This is a genomic window from Methylibium sp. T29-B (genome assembly GCF_000576225.1).
In the GTDB taxonomy this organism is placed as follows: Bacteria; Pseudomonadota; Gammaproteobacteria; order Burkholderiales; family Burkholderiaceae_C; genus Methylibium; species Methylibium petroleiphilum.
Map to the genome: position 1 here is coordinate 58826 of NZ_AZSN01000001.1, position 19565 is coordinate 78390.

Genomic DNA, 19565 nt, shown 5'->3' on the forward strand with positions numbered 1-19565 from the left:
TCCTCCTCAGGTAATCGGGGCGGGCTCGACCAACTCGGTGCGCGTGGCATCCCCGACGGACGAGTCCGCCGAGGCGCACCGGCGCGCCTCCCGCTTCAGCTGCCACTGCTTGACCAGGGCATACAGCGCCGGGATCACGCCCAGCGTGAGGATCGTGGACGAAATCATGCCGCCGACCATCGGTGCGGCGATGCGGCTCATGACTTCGGAGCCGGTGCCACTGCCCCACATGATCGGCAGCAGGCCGGCCATGATGGCCACCACCGTCATCATCTTCGGCCGCACGCGCTCGACCGCGCCTTCCATGACCGCGCCGTAGAGGTCGGACGGGCCCGGAACACGCCCCTCGGCTCGGCAGCGCTCGCGTGCCTGTTCCCAGGCATGGTCGAGGTAGATCAGCATCACGACGCCGGTCTCGGCCGCGACGCCGGCCAGCGCGATGAAGCCCACGGCGACGGCCACCGACAGGTTGTAGCCCAGCCACCACATCAGCCACACGCCGCCCACCAGCGCAAAGGGCACCGACAGCATGACGATCAGCGTCTCGGTCAGTCGCCTGAAGTTCAGGTACAGCAGCAGGAAGATCGTCAGCAGGGTGACCGGAATGACGATCTTCATCTTCTGGACGGCGCGTTCCATGTACTCGAACTGGCCGCTCCATGTGATGTAGTAGCCCGGCGGGAACTTCACCTGGTCGGCCACCGCCTTGCGCGCGTCGGCCACGTACGAGCCGATGTCGCGGTCGCGGATGTCGACGAAGATGTAGGCCGACAGCAGCGCGTTCTCGGTGCGGATGCCAGGGGTCCCCCGCGCGACCGTCACCTTCGCGACCTGGCCGAGCGGCACCATCGCACCGCCCATCGTGGGCACCAGCACCTCGCGCTCGATCTGCTCCGGGTGCGTGCGCAGCTCGCGCGGGTACCGCACCGTCACGCCGAAGCGTTCGCGCCCCTCGACCGTCGTCGTGACCATCTCGCCACCGAGCGCAGTCCCGATGATGTCCTGCAGTTCACCGACCGAAAGGCCATAGCGGGCCAGTGCCTCGCGGTTGGGTTCGATGTTCAGGTAGCTGCCCCCCGTTAGGCGCTCCGCGAAGGCCGAAGTCGTGCCGGGCACCGCCTTGACCACCGCTTCGATCTGCTTGGCGAGCTTCTCCATCTCGCCGAGATCCTTGCCGAAGACCTTGATGCCGATCGGCGTGCGAATGCCGGTGGACAGCATGTCGATGCGTGCCTTGATCGGCATCGTCCAGGCATTCGACACACCCGGGAACTGCAGCGCCTTGTCCATCTCGGCGATCAGCTTGTCGGTGGTCATGCCGGGCCGCCACTCTTCCTGCGGCTTCAGGTTGATCACGGTTTCGAACATCTCGATCGGCGCTGGGTCTGTCGCGGTGTTCGCACGGCCTGCCTTGCCGTAGACCGAACTCACCTCCGGGAAGCTCTTGATGATCTTGTCCTGGGTTTGCAGCACCTCGGCTGCCTTGGTGATGGACATACCCGGCAGCGAGGCCGGCATGTACAGCAGCGTGCCTTCGTTGAGCGTCGGCATGAACTCGCTGCCGAGCTTCGAGGCGGGGAAGTAGGTCAATGCCATGGCGATGACGGCCAGCGCGATGGTCAACTTCTTCCAGCGCATCACGCCGGCGATGATCGGGCGGTACACCCAGATCATGAAGCGGTTCAGCGGATTCTTCGCTTCCGGCATGATCTTGCCGCGGATGAACAACATCATCAGCACGGGCACCAGCGTCACCGACAGCAGAGCCGCACCGGCCATCGAGAACGTCTTGGTGTAGGCCAGCGGCGCGAAGAGCCGCCCTTCCTGCGACTCGAGCGTGAAGACCGGCAGGAACGACACCGTGATGATCAGCAGCGAGAAGAACAGCGCCGGTCCCACCTCCTTGCAGGCGTCGAGCATGGCATCCGCGCGCTGCCTGACCGTGTGGACGGCCGGCAGCCGCTCGAGGTGCTTGTGCGCGTTCTCGATCATCACGATCGCCGCGTCGACCATCGCGCCGATGGCGATCGCGATGCCACCCAGGCTCATGAGGTTGGAGTTCATGCCCAACAACTTCATCGCGATGAACGAGATGAGCACACCCACCGGCAGCATGAGGATGGCAACCAGCGCCGAGCGCACGTGCATCAGGAACACGACGCAGACCACGGCAACGATCAGGCTCTCCTCGATCAGCGTGCGCTTGAGCGTGTCGATGGCCCGGTGGATCAGGTCCGAGCGGTCGTAGACGGCATGGATCGACACACCGTCAGGCAGCCCCGCGGAGATCTCGGCCACCTTTGTCTTGAGGTTGTGGATCACCTCCAGCGCGTTCTGCCCGAAGCGTGACATCGCGATGCCGGAGACGACCTCGCCTTCGCCGTTCAGCTCCGACAGGCCGCGCCGCTCGTCGGGTGCCATCTCGACGCGTGCGACGTCCCGGATCAGCACCGGCGTGCCGCCCTCGCTCTTGAGCACCAGGGTTTCGATGTCGTTCTTGCCGCGCAGATAGCCCTTGCCGCGGACCATGAACTCGGTCTCGGCCATCTCGACCACGCGGCCGCCCACGTCGCGGTTGGAGTCGCGGATGACCTGAGACACCTTCATCAGCGGAATGCCGTAGCTGCGCAGCTTGAGCGGATCGACCGTGACCTGGTAGGTCTGCACGAAGCCGCCCAGCGAAGCGACCTCGGCCACACCGGGCGCCTTGGTGAGCTGGTAGCGCACATACCAGTCCTGGATGGTGCGCAGTTCCGCGAGCGTGCGGTCCTTGGCCAGCAGCGCGTACTGGTACACCCAGCCGACGCCGGTGGCATCAGGCCCGAGCGAAGGCGACACGCCCTTGGGCAGTCGCCCGGACGCAAAGTTCAGGTACTCCAGCACCCGGCTGCGCGCCCAGTAGATGTCGGTCCCGTCTTCGAAGATGACGTAGACGAACGAGGCCCCGAAGAACGAGAAGCCGCGCACCACCTTCGACTTCGGCACCGCCAGCATTGCGGTGGTCAGCGGGTAGGTCACCTGGTCCTCGACCACCTGGGGTGCCTGGCCCGGGTACTCGGTGTAGACGATGACCTGCACGTCGGACAGGTCGGGCAAGGCGTCCAGCGGCGTCTTCAGAACGGCCAGGATGCCACCGATGATGATGAACAGTGTTGCGAGCAGGACCAGGAAGGGATTCCTTCCGGACCACTGGATGATCTTGGACAGCATGGCGCCCCCTGCTCAGTGGCCGGAGTGGGTGGATTTGCCCGCATTTGCCGCCGGTGCGGCCGGCTTGGCCTGCGGCGCTACGTTGGGACTGCTCCGGTCGGGGCGATGGACGTCACGACGAAGTCACCCGGCTGCCGTTCGACGAACTCGAATCGCACGGCCTGACCCGGCTTGAGGCCACTCAGCAGCGACGCGTTGGCGGCCTTGAACTCCATCGTCATGGCCGGCCACTTCAGCGTGGCGACCGGACCGTGGTTGAGGCTCAGCGTGCCGTTCTTTGCGTCGACGCTGTCGACCGTGCCTTCGGCCTTGTGGCCGACCGCCGCCGGCGGCACCGACTTTGCCGGCGTCTCCGGCGCCGCTGGTGCAGCGCCCCCGCCCGCCGGGCTGCCGTGCCCCGCGTGTCCCCCGAGGCTTCCCACCGCGGCCTTGAGGTTGCTCTCGGCATCGATCAGGAAGTTCGCGGCCACGACGACCGGCTCACCGTCACGCACGCCCTTCAGCACCTCGACGTAGTTCTCCGCCCGCGCGCCGAGTTCGACCTCGCGCGGCTCGAAGCGCCCTTCGCCCACCTGGACGAGGACGATCCGACGGGTGCCGGAGTCGATCACGGCGGAGTCTGGAACGGCCAGCACCGCCGACTTGCCACCGACACCGAGTTCCACCTGGGCAAACATCGCCGGCTTGAGACGTTGCCCGGGGTTGGCCAGTTCGACACGCACCGGGATGCTGCGCGTCTCGGCCTTCAGGGTTGGGTAGACGTAGGTGACGCGTCCCTCGAAACCCTCGGTCGGATACGCCGTGGTCGTCACGCGCGCCTTCGCACCCGTCTTGACCAGAGCGATGTCCTGCTCGGCCACGTCGGCGATCACCCACACGGCCGACAGGTCGGTCACCTGGTACAGCAGTTCGCCCGGCATGAAGCGCATGCCCTGCAGAGCCTTCTTCTCGGAAACGATGCCAGACACCGGCGACGGGAACGAGATCGTCCGCTGCGGCTGGCCGGACTTCATCAAGGCCGCCACCTGCGGCGCCGACAGATCCCAGTTGCGCAGGCGCGCGAGGCTCGAATCGGCCAGCTGGCGCATGCCCACCTGCGCCTCCGTGCCGGCCTCTTTCATCGCCTCGAGCCCTTGCATGGCGATCGCGTACTCACGCTGCGCCGATACCAGTTCGGGGCTGTACACCTCGAACAGCGGCTGGCCCTTGGCCACCGGTTGGCCGGTCGCACTGACGTGCAGCCGCTCGACGTAGCCTTCGAACTTCGCGGTCACCGCAAAGGTCCGGCGCTCATCCGGCTCGATGCGGCCTGCCGCCCGGATCGTCTTGCCGAGCAAGCGCATGCCTGCCGGCTCGGTGCGCACACCCAGCTTCTGGATCTTCTCGGTACTGATGCGGACCTGGCCCGCAGCCCCGGGCCCGGCGTTGGGCGTTGCCTCGTCCTCGCCCTCGTAGACCGGGATGTAGTCCATGCCCATCGGGTCCTTCTTCGGCACTGGCGAGGTGTCGGCCAGCCCCATGGGATTGCGGTAGTACAGCAGCTTGCGCGGCTTCGGTGCTGCGGCGGAAGGCGCGTCCTGGCTTGCCTTGGCGGACGAGTGCGCGGCGCTGCGCGACTGCGAGCCCAGCCAGTAGCTGCCAGCGCCGACGGCGCCGATCAGGGCGATCATGAGGACGGTCGTGGCGGTCTTCACAGTTCTTCTCCCACAATGCGTTCGATCTCGGCCAGGCGCATCTGCGCCTCGACCTGCGTCTTCAGGATCTCCTGACGGGCCTTGCGAATCTGGCGCTGCGCCTCGAGCAACATCGCGAACTCGGCCTTGCCGTTCTCGTAGGCAGCCAGCGCCGACTGAAGGCCGAGTTCCGACTGCGGCAGCAGCTGGGTCTTCAGCAGAGTCTCGTTGCGCCGTGCGGCCTCGAGCCCGGCCAGGTTCACCGCCAGGTCGCCGACCAGCTGCTGCTGCAGCGCGTCGGCTCTCGACCGCGACGCGGCGACCATCGCCTCCGCTTCCCGCTCCTGACCACGGCGGGCTTCCTGCTGCAGCGGGATGTTCATCTCGAACATCACGCCCCAGGTGGTAATGCGCGAGCCCATCTGCGAAGGGGACAGACCGACGGTGAGATCGGGATAGCGATTGCGCTGCGTGAGGTCACGACTCTTCTGTGCGATGGACACCCGGGCCAGCTCTGCCTGGAGCTGCGGATTGCCCGACCGCGCCCGCTCTGCCAACGACGATGCATCGGCGGTGTTCAGCGTCGGCACCGCGCGCAGTTCCAGGGGTCGGCGAGCGGTGCGCCGCTTTCGCGAGCCAGCAGAGCGTTCAGCCGGGCGCGAATCTGGCGCTTCTCGCTGTCGATCATGATCAACTCCGAGCGCATCGCCGTCTGCTCCAACTGCGCACGGATCGCGTCGGCCTGGGCGGCCAGTCCGCCTGCATAGCGCGCCTGGGCAACCTGCTCGAGCCGGGTCATCAGTCCGAGCACCTCCGTGGTCAGCCGCTCGTTGCCAGCGGCACGGTAGTACTCCGCGTGAGCCGCCTTGATTCGAGCTGCCAGCTCGGCCCAGCTCGCATTCGTGCGGGCTTCGGCCTGCCGCGCATCCGCGGCGGCGGCGTCCCGCTTGAGCTCCCGCTTGCCCCACAGCGGCAGCGACTGCATCAAGGTGTACTTGGTCTCGCCGACCTTCCACGGCAGCAGGCTGGGCGAAGCGTCATTGCCGTAGTTGTTGATGTTCATGAGCTCCACGCGCAGCACCGGATCGGGAAGCGCCCCCGCCGGCCCCACACGCTGCGCCGCGGCTTCGGCTTCCTCGCGCATGGCCCGGAGCTCAGGGCTCTGGGCTCGGGCGTAGGCCAGCAGTCCCGGGAGGTCGCGCCCCAACGGCGCGTCTTGAGCGACTGCGGGAACAGGCCCGGCAGCGCAGAGAACCAGCCCCATCAGCAGCGAGCCGGCCCAGCGCGGCATGTCTGGCCATGCGGTACTCGCTTGACCCCATACGGTTGTCATTTCGTCTTCTCCTTGCGTGCCGCTCGGAGCGCCGGACACATGGGCGATCCGGGGTCCGAACACGGCGGCGATACAGTCAGTCTTCCGTGGCGCCGTCCTCGAGGACGGCCGACGAAAGAACGCGAGATGCACGCAAGCTGCGCGGCCAAAACAGGCCGGCTGCGTGCTCGTGACCGCTATAGCGCCAGGCGCAAGAAGGCGATCGGAATCGGCAGGGGCCTTGCGCCTTCCCGGCGCGGCGCCTGCACATCTGCCGACACGTCAATGGACGCCGGCACCGTCAGAGCCGCCATCGGGGGCGGCAGGACATGGAACTGGTAGTTGTCGAGAGCGGACTTCTGCGGCGGGATCGTCACACCGGCCCGCTCGCAGAAACTCTCGCAGTTCGATTTCGGCGACGAGTCATCCTGACCGTGCTGTGACTGATCCGGCGCTGCGACCGAGTGATGCTCGCACCCCGCAGGAGCCACCTCAATGTCGGCGGCCTGTGCTTCGACGACTCCCTGGAACGTGTCCCCGCCCCCGGAGAATTGCTGGGCGGCCAAGCATGCGTTGGCAACGCCCAAGCCGAGACCGAATAGCCACACACACAGGACCCGGAGGCCCAGCGGCGAAGCTGTCGATGGCTGCGAAACATGAGCGGTTGATTCAAGAATTCAAACAAGTATGCACCTTCCGGGCCACGGCCCGTTTGAGGATCGTCAAGGGCGCCGACCGGGCTGACGATCACGCACATGCAGGGTCCCCGGCGTCCATCGACCCGGCCATCAGGCGTACTGCGCAAGACTTCATTCAGTCGGATTGGACAGCGCTGGCGTCAACTGCCACCTCGGAAACCGTCTCGTAGATGTAGTCCGACTCCGCGAGCCCCCCGACGGCACGCTGGTATCGCCGGAAAGCATCGAGTTCTCTCTTCGTGATCCTCACCGTTCGCTCAACGGTCTGTTCGCCAAGGGCTTGGCTCTGGCGGCCGCGGCGCGCGCGCTTTCGCCGCGGTAGACAAGGTAGCGCGCATAGGGCCCGAGCACGAGTTGCTTCTCGATCCGAACATCGGATGTCGACTCGGACGGATGGCACTGATCTGCTTGCCCCGAAACCACGCATCGGTAGGTCGCCAGAGGCGAATCCTTGGCATTGCCCTGTAACGGGAACAGTCCGAGGCCGGCAATCGTTGCCGCAAGAATCGGGTTCTTCAGCGCGAGCGCTGCGCGACTTATGTACGTGTTCATCGAGGCTCCTTACGGCGTTCAATGGCGTGCGCAACGGCACGCACGAGGAACACTCTAAGAAGCCATCACCAACCGCAGACCGACGCCGCGATGACACACTCGTCATCGCACGCCAGCCACAGAAGCACGATCGCCTCGCCACCTTCCGACGGTTCAACCCGATGCCATCCGGGCGGTTGCGCGAACTCGGCGACCTCTTGGGGCCTCCGCGAAGGCGGCGAAAAGATCGAACTGAACCTACAAGCTGTCGTGCACGGCTGCGGCGGCTACCGCTGCCTGGCCGATGGCAACGTCAATCTGGCACGATCCTCCCGCCACGTCGCCCGCGGCGTACACATTGTCTGCACTCGTGAGTCCGGTCGGGCCGATCGCGATTGCGCCATGCACGTCGAGCCGAACAGCCAGTTGATTCGCCAGGTACGTTCGCGGCTGCGCGTCGAATGCTGCAAGCAGCAAGTCGAACTCATGGACCCGACCATCGTCGCATGTCACGAGGATGCCCTTGTTGTGAGTCAACGCGACATGGCGTGCGACGCCGGGCACACGCTCGAGTCCGGCATGGCATGACGAGTAGTCAGCCTTCCCAGCCGCGCTGTCGATGTCGATGAACCTCGCCTCCGCACACACCTTCCGCAGATCGGCTATGCCAGGCACGTCGAGGAGCGATTCGCCCAGCACACCGACTCGCTTCCCGAAGAGATCGTCGACTCCATGCTGCCACGCACAGCGCCGCAGCAGGTTCGCCGACGCCACGTCGTCGATCCCAGGCAATCCGATCGGCGGATCCGTGGCCCCGGCACACAAGATGACGTTGCGCGCCAGGAGCGTTCCATGCCTCAGCCGGAGCAAGAGCCTGCCGTCCGAGCAACGTCGTATTCCTTCGACCGAATCGTAGGTGACGTGCCCGCCCGCTGCGCGCAAGTGTTGCCGCATCCGCTCGAGCAGATGTCCACCGACCACGCCATCGGGATATCCGGCAACGTTGAGGGCACGCGCGATGCGCTGCGCCCGGCTGGCACCTGCGTCGACCAAGCGCACGCCGCGCCCATGCCGTCGGAGATGAATTGCTGCAGCCAGCCCGGCGGGCCCGCCGCCAATCACGACGCAGTCGAACGTATCGCCGCCGACGACTGCAGCGCTGAGAATGTCGGCAGCATCAATCATGTCCGCTGCCGGCTGCGTCAAAACAGTACCCGCAGCCCCGCGCGCCACTGCGTCGCGGTGGCCTCCCCGCCGGACTGCGCCCGTGGATAGAACGTGCGCGACAAGCCCAGGTAGGGTGCGACTCGCCGGTTGAACTCGTAACGCGCCTGCACGCCGACATCGGCCTGATAGGCGCCGCGACGAACCGTCGCGTCGATGTCGGAGGCCGACCACTCGACGCCGAGCGATGGCGTGACGATGAAGCGGTTGGTGATCAGAAACTCGTTCTCGAAGCGCGTGCGGGCGAAGACCTTGCCGTCGTCGCGCACGAACAGCTTCAGGTCGACATCGAAGGCATAGGGTGCGAGCCCGCGCACGCCGAGCGCCAGGTAGTTGCGCCGGTCGGGCCGCTCATCGCGGCGCAGGCCGATCTGCGCGTCCCAGAACGGCGCGATGTAGCGGCCGTAGAGCAACTGCAGTTCGGCCGCCTCAATGCGCCCGCCGCGCCGTTCGGTATCGAGCTGATACCACAGGCGGTTGAAGTCGCCGCCGACCCAGCCGTCAACGGCCAGCGACTGCGCCGAGCCGGATTGCCCGCGCACCTTGCCGGCGCCGGCTTCGACCAGTGTGTAGGAGTAGATCGACTCGTCCTCCATCGCCTGCGCCCCCAGGGCAACGGCGGCCAGCAGCGCGCCGGCCGCGCGGCGCAACGCCGCACTCATGTTCGTCCGCATCGGCGTGATCCTCAGGCCACCTTGACCAGGCGCATCATCCCGGTGGCGGCGTGGTAGAAAAGGTGGCAGTGGAAGGCCCACATACCTTCGTCCTCGAAGGTGGCGTCAAGCTCGACAGTCTGCGCCGGCGGCACGATGATGGTGTGCTTGCGCGGCGCGTATACGCCGTTGCCGTTGACGAGTTCCATGAACACGCCGTGCAGGTGCATCGGATGCTCCATCATGGTTTCGTTGACGAACTTGATGCGCACGCGCTGGCCCAGCCCCATCTCGAGCGGTTCGGCCTGGGACATCTTTTTGTCGTTGATGCTCCAGAAGTAGCGCGCCATGTCGCCGGTCAGGCGTACCAGCACCTCCTTCTCCGGGGCGCGGTCGTCGGCATTGCGGGTGGCCGCGCGTAGATGCGCGTACTTCAGCCGGCGCACGCCGTCGCCGTCGGGTGCGATCTGCGGGGCGGCGGCGCTCATGCCCGGCATGTCGCTCATGCCGGGCATGCCGGCATGTGGGTCCGCCGGCTTGGCCGGCGCGGCCATGACCATCCCGGCATGCGGGTCGGCTGGTTTCGCTGGCGCGGGCATCGCCATGCCGGCATGGCCTGCGGCTGCGGGCGCCTGGCCCATGTCCATGCCCGCCATGCCGCCGCTCATGTCCATGCCAGCCATGCCCATGTCGGCCATCGTGCGCACGGGCTTGGGCCCGATCTCGGGCACGGGCGCGCTCATGCCGACTTCCGGGGCGAGCGTGCCGCGCGCGTAGCCGATGCGCGCGATGGTCGGCACGAAGATCGTGTAGGCCCTGGCTTCCTTGGGCTGCACGATCACGTCGTAGGTTTCACCGTTGCCGATGCGGAACTCGTCCACCTCGACCGGATTGACGTTCTGACCGTCGGCCTGGACCACCGTCATCGGCAGGCCGGGGATGCGAACGTCGTACAGGTTCATCGGCGAGGCGTTGATGAACCGCAGCCGCACGCGCTCGCCCGGCTTGAACAGCCCGGTCCAGTTCTCGCCGGGTCGTTTACCCTGCAGGAGGAACGACCATTCGTCGCCGCCGTCGCTGTAGTCGGTGGGATCCATGCGCATCTTGGCCCACTCCATGCGCTCGGCCCACAGTGCTTCGCGAGCCTTGGCATCGGGTGCGCTGCGCAACTGGGCGAAGAACTGTGGCGCTGTCACGCGCCGGTAGTTGTAGTAGCCATCCACTTTCTTGAGGTTGGCCAGCACCTGAGCGGGCGGGGTGTCGATCCAGTCGGAGATGACGACCACGTAGTCGCGGTCGTACTGGAAGGGGTCGGGCTTGGCCGGCTCGATGATCAGCGGCGCGAAGTAGCCCGCCGCCTCCTGAAGCGCGGCATGGCTGTGGTACCAGTAGGTGCCGGACTGCCTGAGCTTGAAACGGTAAGTGAAGATCTCGCCCGGGCGGATGCCGGGGTAGGTGACGCCGGGCACACCGTCCTGGTCGTTGGGCACGAGCAGGCCGTGCCAGTGGATGCCGGTGATCTCGCGCAGCTTGTTGGTGACGCGGATCACCACCTCGTCGCCCTCCCGGAAGCGCAGCACCGGGCCTGGCATCGTGCCGTTGATGGTGATGCCCTGCGCGGGCTTGCCGGTAACGTTAAGTGGGGTCTCGGCCACGGTCAGGTCGTAGGCGCGCGACACCGGCGTGTCGCGCAGGTCGACCGCCCTCACCTGCGCCCAGGCGCGCGGCAGTGCTGCCAGCGCGCCCAAACCGGCCAGGGTCTGCAGAGTTCGGCGCTTGGACGGATCCATCGGGGACAGCCTCATTGCCCGGGGTTACTTCACGGCTTCGATCGCCGTGACGACGATCGCGCCATCGGCCTTCTCGGCGGTGAACGTCACCTTGTCGCCGGCCTTGACCTTGTCCAGCAGCGCCGCATCCTTGACCTGGAAGATCATGGTCATGCCGGGCATGTCCAGGTTCTTGATGTCGCCGTGCTTCAGGGTGATCTTCTTGGCCTCCTTGTCGATCTTGCGCACTTCGCCTTCGGTCATCGAAGCGGGCATGCCGTCCATCTTCATGCCGGGCATGTTCATGCCGCCCATCTTGCTGTGATCCATCGCCTGGGCGTGCGCGCTGATCGCAAACGGCGCCGCGGCCGCAAAGGCCAGGGAGAGGAGGAGGGGCTTGAAGGTCTTCATATCGAATGCTCCTTGAGGGGGTGAATCGGATTCTGCCAAGAGGCACGTGGCGACAACAAGTGCCGAGCGCCTCGGACATGTCGTGACAAACGTCACTCAGTGCTTGTGGCCGCCGTGGCCGTCATTCTTGGAAGCGTCGGCCTCCTGCGCAACATTGACGAGGCCTTTCATGCCGGCGTCGTAGTGGCCCGGCTGCAGGCAGGCGAAGTCCACCTTGCCGACCTTGGTAAAGCGCCACACGATCTCGCCGGTCTTGCCGGGCGCCACGCTGACCATGTTGTCGTCAGCGTGCTCCATGCCCGGCATCTTCAGCATCATCGCGTAGTGCTCCTTCAGCTCCTCGGGCGTGCCGAGCACCAGTTCGTGCTTCACGGCGCCGGAGTTCTTCACAACGATGCGCACCGTCTCCCCCTGCTTGACCGAGATCTCGCTGGGTGTGAAGCGCATGTTGTCGGTCATGTCGACGTTGACGGTGCGGGTGGCCTGCGCGGCCTTGCCGGGTTCGCCAACAGGATTGCTGCCGTGGCCGGGGCCGGCGATCACTGCGGATGCGGCGAGCACGAGCGCCGACACGAAGCCGGCCTTGCCAAGTTTGTTCATGGGTGCTTCTCGATGGAGCTTTGTGGGTGGCCCGTTTCGCCGGGATTCAGTTCCGATGCCCGTCGTTGAGGAGCCCGTCCAGCCGCGCGACCTCGTTACCGACTGCCGGTACCTTGCGTCCGTCGGCCAGTTCGAGAACCTCGCCTTGCTTGAGGTAGGCCGCGCGGCCGTAGCGATCCTCCTTCGCCATCTTCCCGTCCTTGAAGACGTACAGCGTGGAACCGTCTTTCAGCGCCAGCGCCTGCTGCGTGGCCTGCGGCAGAGCATCGCGCGCAAGAGCCGGCGCGGTTGCCGTGGCGGCCGCCAGCGCGATGGTCAGGGTGAACAGAGTCGCCTTCATGATCGAACCTTTCGTGATGCAGCGAGGGAGTCGCTCCCTCAACGTCATGCCACTTGGCATGGCCTGCACTCTAGGGAACCGCATCCGACGCACGGCCGACAACCACATTACAGGCTCGTAAGCTTGTCTCTCGCAGACTCCGGCCACGGATCGGCGGCGCAGTTCTGCCAGCGGAGGCCTCGCGCCGCAGCTGTGGCCCAGTTCGCCAGCGGCGGCGCCACCGAACTGCCAGTTTCTTCAAGCCTGCAGGCGCACGGCGATGCAAGCTGGGAACGCCAACAGTATTCAGCCCCGAGCAACCAATGCCGTTCTCTCCCTCCGATGCGTGGCTTCAGGGCCTGGGCGCCGCCTTCGTTCAGCTGGCCGCCGGCGAGTTTGCCGCAGCCGTCCGTGGAACCCATACCTCGCCGGTTCGAGCGCTCGGCAAGTGGCTGGTCGACACGCTGCCAACACCGCTGATCGACGTCGCAATTGCATTGCTTCGGCGCGGCGACAAGCCCGCGATCGCCATCGCACTGACCTTGTTCAGTCTCGGAGTTCCGGCGATGGCCGCGACCGCGGGCACGGCCACGCTCGTGGCGGCGTTGCTGTTGTCTGGGTTGCTCGGGCTGTATGCGCTGTGGCGCCGCACCGAGCTTTCGCGCACCACGGCCGCCCCCCTGGGTTTGGTCGCGACAGCGGCAGGGATACTGGGTGTCTTCTTCGGCGCGGAAGCTTCCTTCGCCATCGGCTTCGCCGCGGCGGGACTGGCGTTGGTGATTCGTCGTGTCCGACAACGCCGGCGCGCAGAGCCCGTACGTCTGCCACGGCCGCAAGCCCCCCTGGGTTCGCCCCCTGGCTCTGCCTCCCTGGAGATTCCAGGACTGTCCGAGTTGATCACCCCTGTCGACCGATTCTTCGTCACCGACGTGACGTTTCCTGCTCCGAGCGTCGTGTTGCGACATTGGCGCCTCGTGGTGCGAGGCATGGTCGAGCACCCGCTCAGTCTCACCCTCGACGAGCTGCTGTCGCTTCCATCGCGAGAGATCGACGCGGTTCTGATGTGTGTGCACAACCCCGTTGGCGGCCCTTTCGTAGGGAATGCGCGCTGGCAAGGCGTACTGCTGCGCGACCTGCTCGTGCGCGCCGGAGCGGCCACGGAAGCGGACCATGTCCGGCTTCACTCGGTGGACGGGTTCTCTGCCGGCATCAGCTTGTCGTTGCTCGAGGACGGCTTCGAGCCCATGCTGGTCTACGCCATGAACAGCACACCACTCACACGCGCGCACGGTGCTCCAGTTCGAGTCCTTGTGCCTGGCATCCACGGCTATGACGCGAACATCAAGTGGCTGGCGTCCGTGGAGGTCATGCGGTTCAGCGAAGCCATCGACTACGCGGAGCGCAAGGGCTGGCCAAGACGGCCATCCCGCATGGCGCCGAACTCGAGGATCGACGTTCCAAACCACTCAGCGCTGCTGGCACCCGGCCGCCAGATCGTCGCCGGTGTGGCGTGGAGTCCTCCGCACGGCGTCGCGAAGGTCGAACTGCGCATCGACGGCGGCCCGTGGCAAGTCTGCGCGCTGGCCACGGCCCTCGGCCCGAGTGCTTGGGTTCAGTGGCAAGCGCCCTGGGATGCAACGCCCGGCCGCCACACCTTGGAGACCCGCACCTGGGGACGAGAAGGCGTTCAGGCCGAACTCGCTGCCGCACCCTACCCCGACGGGGCCCGCGGCTACCACCGCATTGCGGTTGACGTGCAATCGACGCGCACCCCGCAGAGGCGCCAGGTCTGTTGGTGGCTCGCATCGGATGCACGCGCGCGAGGGCTCCTGGCCTGGCGAGGAATCACTGCGTGGCGCAGGCACCGGCCCCACAGGGGGTAGACGGTTTGGCGCCTCGTGTCTGGTGAAGCCCGCAACGACAAAGGGAGGGGCGCGTATGTCCGTTTCGGCTGTGCTCGGCGAACGCCGCATCGTTCAAGTTCCAGAGGGTCCGATCGAGTATCGGGTCACGGGCACGGGTCCGACCATCGTGTTCCTGCACGGCATCATCGCCAACGGCGACGTGTGGCGTGGTGTGGTCGAGGATCTGGCAAGGGATCACTGCTGCATCACACCCGACTGGCCGCTGGGAGCGCATGCCCTCAAGATGCGGGACGGCACCGACTTTTCGCTTCCGGGAGTTGCCCAGATGGTCGACCGCTTCCTTGCGGCTGCGAATCTCGACAGCGTCGTGCTCGTCGCCAATGACACGGGGGGTGCAGTGGCACAACATGTGGTTGCCGACCATGCCCAGCGGATTGCTGCGCTCGTATTGACTCCATGCGACGCCTTCGACAACTTCGTCCCGCTGCCGATTCGGCACCTGCGCCTGTTGGGGAGAACGTCATGGGGACTGTGGGTCTTGGCGCAAACCTTGCGCTGGCGTTGGGTACAACGACTGCCCATCGCCTTTGGTCTGCTGACTGAGAGGGCGATCCCGGACGACATCATGAGGTCCTACACCGCCCCGCTGCGCGACCGCCCAGGCACACGAAGCGATTTCGCGGCCTTGGTCCGCGCCATCGATCCGATGTACACGGTCGAGGTTGCCACGCGCCTTCCGGGGTTCCCCAAGCCGGTGCTGCTTGCGTGGGCGCGAGAGCGTCGCCGATTCTTCCCGCTCGAGCACGCCCACCGCCTGGCTGGCTTGTTCCCGGATGCGACCGTCGAAGTGATCGACGATTCAGGCCCGTTCGTGACCGAAGACCAGCCGGCCGCCGTCGCACGAGCGATCCGGCACTTCGTGACGACTCGCGTCGAGCCCCACGACATGCCCCGTCAACCCTTGTCGAAACAGACCGAGATCTGATCCCGCCGCCCGATCAGCGAAGACGGTGCGATCCCGAAGTTGTCGCGGAATGAACGCGACAGATGTGCCGAGTCGCTGAAGCCGACCGCGTGAGCAGCTTCGGTCCACGAAGCCCCCTGAAGGACGGATTCGACAGCCCGACGCAGTCTCGTCCACACCACATAGCGCCGCAACGGTACACCCGTCTCCTCGACGAACCGGTGGCTCAGCCAACTCGGCGAGACGTTCAGCTGGTTCGCCAGCGACTGCAGTCGCACGGGTCGATCTATGGCCGACTGCAGGACCTGCAGCGCACGAACAATCCGAGCATCGCGGCCGCGCCCGCTCGCATTGACGCTGCCCAAGCCGAGCCATGCTCTGCAGATGGCGTCCGCTTCGTCGATGGTCCCGCCTTCGGCTGCGAGCGTCGCCAATCCCGCGGCCGCCGGGTGCGGCGGTTGGAAAGGAACAATGCACTCATCTGTGTGTAGCCGACCCTCGACGCAGGCGTACTCGGCCCCCTCTGACTCCATGAAGAGCATCGCCACCTGAGCGTCCTTGGCATCGAAGGCATGCGGCTGGTCGGGCAGGACGCGAAATCCATTCCACGCTTCCCATTTTCCGTGGGGCTCGATACGCGAACGCAAGCTGCCGCCGAGTCCCCAGCAGATCTGGGCCGCATGATGGCGATGCGATCGAGTACTGGGGCCAGGCCCGATGTAGAGCAGGCGGTGGGGCCACAGGTAAAGCCGCACTCGAACGCACTCATCGGCGGCCTCAGCGGGAAGGCGGGTCAACGAGCCCATCATGTTGTTGCGAGACGCCGGCCGCGACAATCAAGTTCATAGAGCCTGCGAAACCTCGAGGATGGGCTTCAATCCCGTTCCGAATCTGCCGATGGCGGCGCGGTGCAAGCGCAGTTCGCCATAGGGCAGGTAGCGAATACCGAGTTCCGACACGCGCGAGAACGCCGGCCGTCGCAGTTGCTGTGCCACCTGGTCGCGCCGATCGTCGGGCGCGACCAGGAACATCGCGGTACCCGCCCCCAGTGCGCAACCCAGCGCCAGATCCAGCATGCGCACGATGCCGGAGTAGATCGAAGTCGAATGCTCGACCTCGAAGGCAGCGACGACTCGCGCGCCGCTGGTGTCCAGCCAGACCACGTCGATCAGACGCACAGACTCCGCGGCGCCGTCGAGTCCTGCGGGCAGACCCTCGAGACAACCATCGCCGAGCCGGCCGTCCAGGTACTCGCGCGAGCGATCGTTCGCCGCGATCCACACCTGAAAGCCCAAACTCAGGCCGAGATCGCGCAGCCAGCCCTGAACCTCCGTATGCGTGGTGTCGCTCTCCCGCTCGAGCGTCCACTGCCGGTGTTGCGCGACCGTCTCTTCACGCACCCTCGCGAGGTCGCCTTGCCAAGCCTGCGCCGCCAAAGGATCGTTCTCGCGCGGCGGCGCCTCGTAGCGCCCGGAGCCGATGTCGAACAGCAGCCCGGCGACCGCGCCGAGGTCATTGGACAGGCGCGAGCGATGCTCGGCGTTCAGGCGCATGACCCCTTCTCGCATCGACAGATAGTGGTCCCAACGCCCCAGTTTGACGTTGCCTCCGGTCAGCGCGTTGTAGCCCCGCACGATCGCCGTGTTGAACGGAACGACAAGGGTCGGGTGGATGAAGTAAAGGAGGTTCGCCACGGCCGGCCCCAACCCCTTGATCTGCCGAGCGTCGAGCTGACGGATTGCGTCGATCACCGCTTCGGCCGTGTCGCAGCAGTCGCACGCGTGCAGCAGCCGCCCGAAGGCGCGCTGGTTGTCCTCGTTCTCGTAGATGTCCGGGATGCGCAGCTTGGGCTTCCACAGAAACGCATGGTCCGCACCCTTGAAGACCTGCCGCTGCTCGGCGATCGACGACACGACGGTCTCCAGCGTCGAGCCCCGATACACGTTGCCGAAGCTTCCCCCCTCGATCTCGCGCACGATCTGCCCGATGCCGCGCCGGATCGAGCGGAAGTTCTTCAGGCGCTCTTCCCACAGGAACCAGGTGCGGTACGTTGCATGGGGATCGGCCCGCCAACGGTCGATCAGGGCATCCCGCTGGGCGGCAGAGGACATCGGCAAGACGGCTTGTTCCATGGCCGGCAAGCTTAGCGCCATCGCGGCCGCGTGCGGCGCGAACGGGGCATGTCGAATGCCTGCAGCGTCTGCCGGCCGATCCTGACGACTTCGTCATCAATCGGTCAGGTTCCGGTCAATCGAAGCCGCGTACCGTGATGTCCTTCCCTGCAGCAAGCCAGGGGAGACTTCGCTGCCAATCCCGGATAGCGCGTACCTTGAAGAAGGAGCATTGACATGAGGACCATCGCAGACTTGCTGGCACTCGCCGGCCTGGCCATCGGTTCGGCGTCGGCGGCAACCGCCGGAACGGAAGGCGCGGGCACTGGCGTCCCGTTGGTTGTCGCCAAGCGCTTGGCACAACCACGCCAGCGACCGTCCCAGCCGAGGTGCGGCTGTCGGGCGTTCCGATGCGTCAAGCGACGGTCGGCTTGGGCACGCAGCGACTGGCTGCGGTGATGCCGGCGGCGTCGGTGGTGAATGTGTCGGGCGTGCCTTGGCGCGTGCCAAGCAACTTTGACGGCTGGGCGGACCGTCCGGGTCACGTACCTTCAGGCGGGTGACCTCGCGCCGGCCAGCGTCTCGATGATCGGGCAGGCCTGCATGGGGCCGGCCTGCCTGCAGCGATGCAGCAACTCGGACAGCGCCCCGCGCATGCGATGCAGGTCCGCCAGCTTGTCCTCGATCTGGCCCAGACGTGCCTGGGTGACCGACTGGATGGCCCGGCGATTGCGGCCGTCTTCCAGGTCCAGCAGGCTGCGCACCTCGTCCAGCGAAAAGCCCAGCGCTTGCGCACGCTTGATGAATGCGATGCGGTCGATCGCCGCAGCGGGATAGACGCGAAAGCCGCCGTTTGCCGCCGGCACACGCAGCAGTCCGCGCGACTGGTAGTAGCGCACCGTCTCCACGCCCACTCCGGACGCCTTGGCAAGGCGGCCGATGGTCAAGGGAGAGGGTGTCTCCAGCGACGGGGGGCCCGCGACCACCCTTTTTTTCATGGCGGAATGGTACGTCCGGATTCCGTAGTTGACCCCAGAGCCGGTTTGACGACGATCAACCTTTCCGATGCAATGACCGGCGAAACTTCCAACGTGGATTCTGCGAATCTGCACACGAAGCCAGCCGAACATGACCCTGACCGCCAGCCGCCACCACAAGCGCAGCATCGCCCTCACGATGTTGCTCGTGTGGGTGTTCGCGCTGCTGTCGGGCGTGGCGAATGCCTGTCTGACGGAACCGCGCGGCGAACTGGCGCATGCCGGCATCCAGGTTTCGCAGGCAGACCAGCCGGCGCCGGCCGCTGTACAACAACCCCACGCGGCGGATCAAGCGCAGCACGGCGAGCACTCCGACAAGGCGCCGTGCCAGAAGTCCTGCGACGCGTCGTCGCAGACGCTGCTGAAGCAACTTCCCAAGTTCGACACGCCTGATCAGCTGGTCCTGATTCCTGCGCCTCACAGGCAGGCCAGCGACCTGCACATGGCGCCGGCCGCCCTGGTCCGCGCCGCTCTTGCAGCGGTTCCACCGCCCTCACCCCCTCCGCGGGTGCAGTTCTCCCGGCTCGCGCTGTAGCGCGCGACCCCCGGGCCGCAGCGACGGACGCTCCAGTGCGTCCCTTGCTGGCGGCCCGCCGCGCAGTTCCGACCTGTTGACTCCGTAGCCGACTACGGACCGCACAGTCGGACCGCAAGTCGCGGCATCTCTCCCTTGTCCGGCCACCGGGCCGACCAACCGCTGACCGATCGTTCTCTCGCTTCCTGGAGGCTTCCATGTTCCGTTTCCGCACCCTCGCCGTTGTCGCGACTCTCACCGCTGTGTCCGCGGCTTCGTTCGCGCAGGACGACCAGCACAAGTCCCATCACCCTGCCGGGGCAGCTTCCGCAGCGATGCCTGCACCGGCCACGGGCAAGCCGGCGGGCATGCCCGACATGGCCATGATGGACAAGCACATGAAGGCCATGCAGGCGATGCACGAGAAGCTGGCCAACGCGAAGACTCCGGCGGAGCGCGAGGCCCTGATGGCCGAGCACATGAAGCTCATGCAGGAAGGCATGTCGATGATGGGAGGCATGGCGCCTGCGAAAGGGCCCACCGCCGCCGCGCGCCAGCAGATGATGGAGAAACGCATGGACATGATGCAGTCGATGATGCAGATGATGATGGACCGCATGCCCATGTCCCCTGCCGCTCCGGCCAAGTGACTCTCGTACGCGCCTGAAAGCCCC

The 19565-nt window shown here is 66.2% G+C and carries 19 protein-coding genes; 4 read left to right on the forward strand and 15 right to left on the reverse strand.

Annotated features, from left to right (window positions below; all coding sequences use genetic code 11):
• Positions 1-6: 6 nt before the first annotated feature.
• The 12 genes from Y694_RS00295 to Y694_RS00340 all read right to left on the reverse strand — a co-directional run bounded on the left by Y694_RS00295 (position 7) and on the right by Y694_RS00340 (position 12421).
• Positions 7-3210, reverse strand: a complete 3204-nt coding sequence (locus Y694_RS00295) for an efflux RND transporter permease subunit (RefSeq protein WP_051495405.1) — start codon at positions 3208-3210, stop codon at positions 7-9.
• Positions 3211-3287: 77 nt separating this feature from the next.
• Entirely contained in the window at positions 3288-4880 is a 1593-nt protein-coding gene (locus tag Y694_RS00300) for an efflux RND transporter periplasmic adaptor subunit (protein ID WP_036228765.1), read from the reverse strand.
• A 20-nt stretch (positions 4881-4900) separates the two neighbouring features.
• On the reverse strand, positions 4901-5473 hold the full coding sequence (locus Y694_RS25230) for a TolC family protein (RefSeq protein WP_231497434.1): 573 nt from the start codon (positions 5471-5473) through the stop codon (positions 4901-4903).
• Entirely contained in the window at positions 5461-6348 is an 888-nt protein-coding gene (locus Y694_RS25235) for a TolC family protein (RefSeq protein WP_231497435.1), read from the reverse strand. The genes Y694_RS25230 and Y694_RS25235 overlap by 13 nt, the downstream gene beginning before the upstream one ends.
• A gap of 44 nt (positions 6349-6392) precedes the next feature.
• Positions 6393-6761 carry a hypothetical protein gene (locus Y694_RS00310; protein WP_152543353.1) on the reverse strand — a complete coding sequence of 123 codons (369 nt, stop codon included), beginning with the start codon at positions 6759-6761 and terminating at the stop codon, positions 6393-6395.
• A 378-nt stretch (positions 6762-7139) separates the two neighbouring features.
• Positions 7140-7445: a hypothetical protein gene (locus Y694_RS23960; RefSeq protein ID WP_155935766.1), complete on the reverse strand. Its 306-nt coding sequence runs from the start codon at positions 7443-7445 to the stop codon at positions 7140-7142.
• A gap of 237 nt (positions 7446-7682) precedes the next feature.
• Positions 7683-8609, reverse strand: coding sequence for an NAD(P)/FAD-dependent oxidoreductase (locus Y694_RS00315; RefSeq protein WP_036228679.1), 927 nt, complete (start codon positions 8607-8609; stop codon positions 7683-7685).
• Between the two features lie 17 nt (positions 8610-8626).
• A complete protein-coding gene (locus tag Y694_RS00320; protein WP_036228681.1) occupies positions 8627-9322 on the reverse strand; it encodes a copper resistance protein B in 696 nt (231 codons plus the stop codon).
• An 11-nt stretch (positions 9323-9333) separates the two neighbouring features.
• On the reverse strand, positions 9334-11091 hold the full coding sequence (locus Y694_RS00325) for a copper resistance system multicopper oxidase (protein WP_036228683.1): 1758 nt from the start codon (positions 11089-11091) through the stop codon (positions 9334-9336).
• A 24-nt stretch (positions 11092-11115) separates the two neighbouring features.
• A complete protein-coding gene (locus Y694_RS26600) occupies positions 11116-11577 on the reverse strand; it encodes a copper-binding protein (RefSeq protein ID WP_310732180.1) in 462 nt (153 codons plus the stop codon).
• Complete coding sequence (locus tag Y694_RS00335; RefSeq protein WP_081771153.1) at positions 11578-12081, reverse strand: plastocyanin/azurin family copper-binding protein; 504 nt, start codon at positions 12079-12081, stop codon at positions 11578-11580.
• Positions 12082-12127: 46 nt separating this feature from the next.
• Positions 12128-12421 (reverse strand): CopK family periplasmic copper-binding protein, encoded by a 294-nt coding sequence (locus Y694_RS00340; RefSeq protein WP_036228687.1) that lies wholly within the window; start codon positions 12419-12421, stop codon positions 12128-12130.
• A 302-nt stretch (positions 12422-12723) separates the two neighbouring features.
• Here Y694_RS00340 and Y694_RS22240 point away from each other — a divergent pair, with 302 nt between their 5' ends.
• Together Y694_RS22240 and Y694_RS24605 are read left to right on the forward strand one after the other, a co-directional pair.
• On the forward strand, positions 12724-14283 hold the full coding sequence (locus tag Y694_RS22240; RefSeq protein WP_051495406.1) for a molybdopterin-dependent oxidoreductase: 1560 nt from the start codon (positions 12724-12726) through the stop codon (positions 14281-14283).
• A gap of 55 nt (positions 14284-14338) precedes the next feature.
• A complete protein-coding gene (locus tag Y694_RS24605) occupies positions 14339-15250 on the forward strand; it encodes an alpha/beta fold hydrolase (RefSeq protein ID WP_051495408.1) in 912 nt (303 codons plus the stop codon).
• Here the strand turns inward: Y694_RS24605 and Y694_RS22245 are convergent.
• From Y694_RS22245 to Y694_RS00365, 3 genes are all read right to left on the reverse strand, one after another.
• Positions 15220-16026, reverse strand: a complete 807-nt coding sequence (locus Y694_RS22245; RefSeq protein ID WP_231497436.1) for an AraC family transcriptional regulator — start codon at positions 16024-16026, stop codon at positions 15220-15222. The genes Y694_RS24605 and Y694_RS22245 overlap by 31 nt on opposite strands.
• Positions 16027-16071: 45 nt before the next feature.
• Complete coding sequence (locus Y694_RS00360; protein WP_231497437.1) at positions 16072-17361, reverse strand: type II restriction endonuclease; 1290 nt, start codon at positions 17359-17361, stop codon at positions 16072-16074.
• Between the two features lie 530 nt (positions 17362-17891).
• Positions 17892-18470, reverse strand: a complete 579-nt coding sequence (locus Y694_RS00365; RefSeq protein ID WP_231497438.1) for a MerR family DNA-binding protein — start codon at positions 18468-18470, stop codon at positions 17892-17894.
• Here Y694_RS00365 and Y694_RS00370 point away from each other — a divergent pair.
• Positions 18469-18912, forward strand: coding sequence for a hypothetical protein (locus tag Y694_RS00370; protein WP_036228692.1), 444 nt, complete (start codon positions 18469-18471; stop codon positions 18910-18912). The two genes, Y694_RS00365 and Y694_RS00370, sit on opposite strands and share 2 nt — an antisense overlap.
• A gap of 197 nt (positions 18913-19109) precedes the next feature.
• Positions 19110-19541, forward strand: a complete 432-nt coding sequence (locus Y694_RS00375; RefSeq protein ID WP_036228695.1) for a hypothetical protein — start codon at positions 19110-19112, stop codon at positions 19539-19541.
• Positions 19542-19565: the final 24 nt, after the last annotated feature.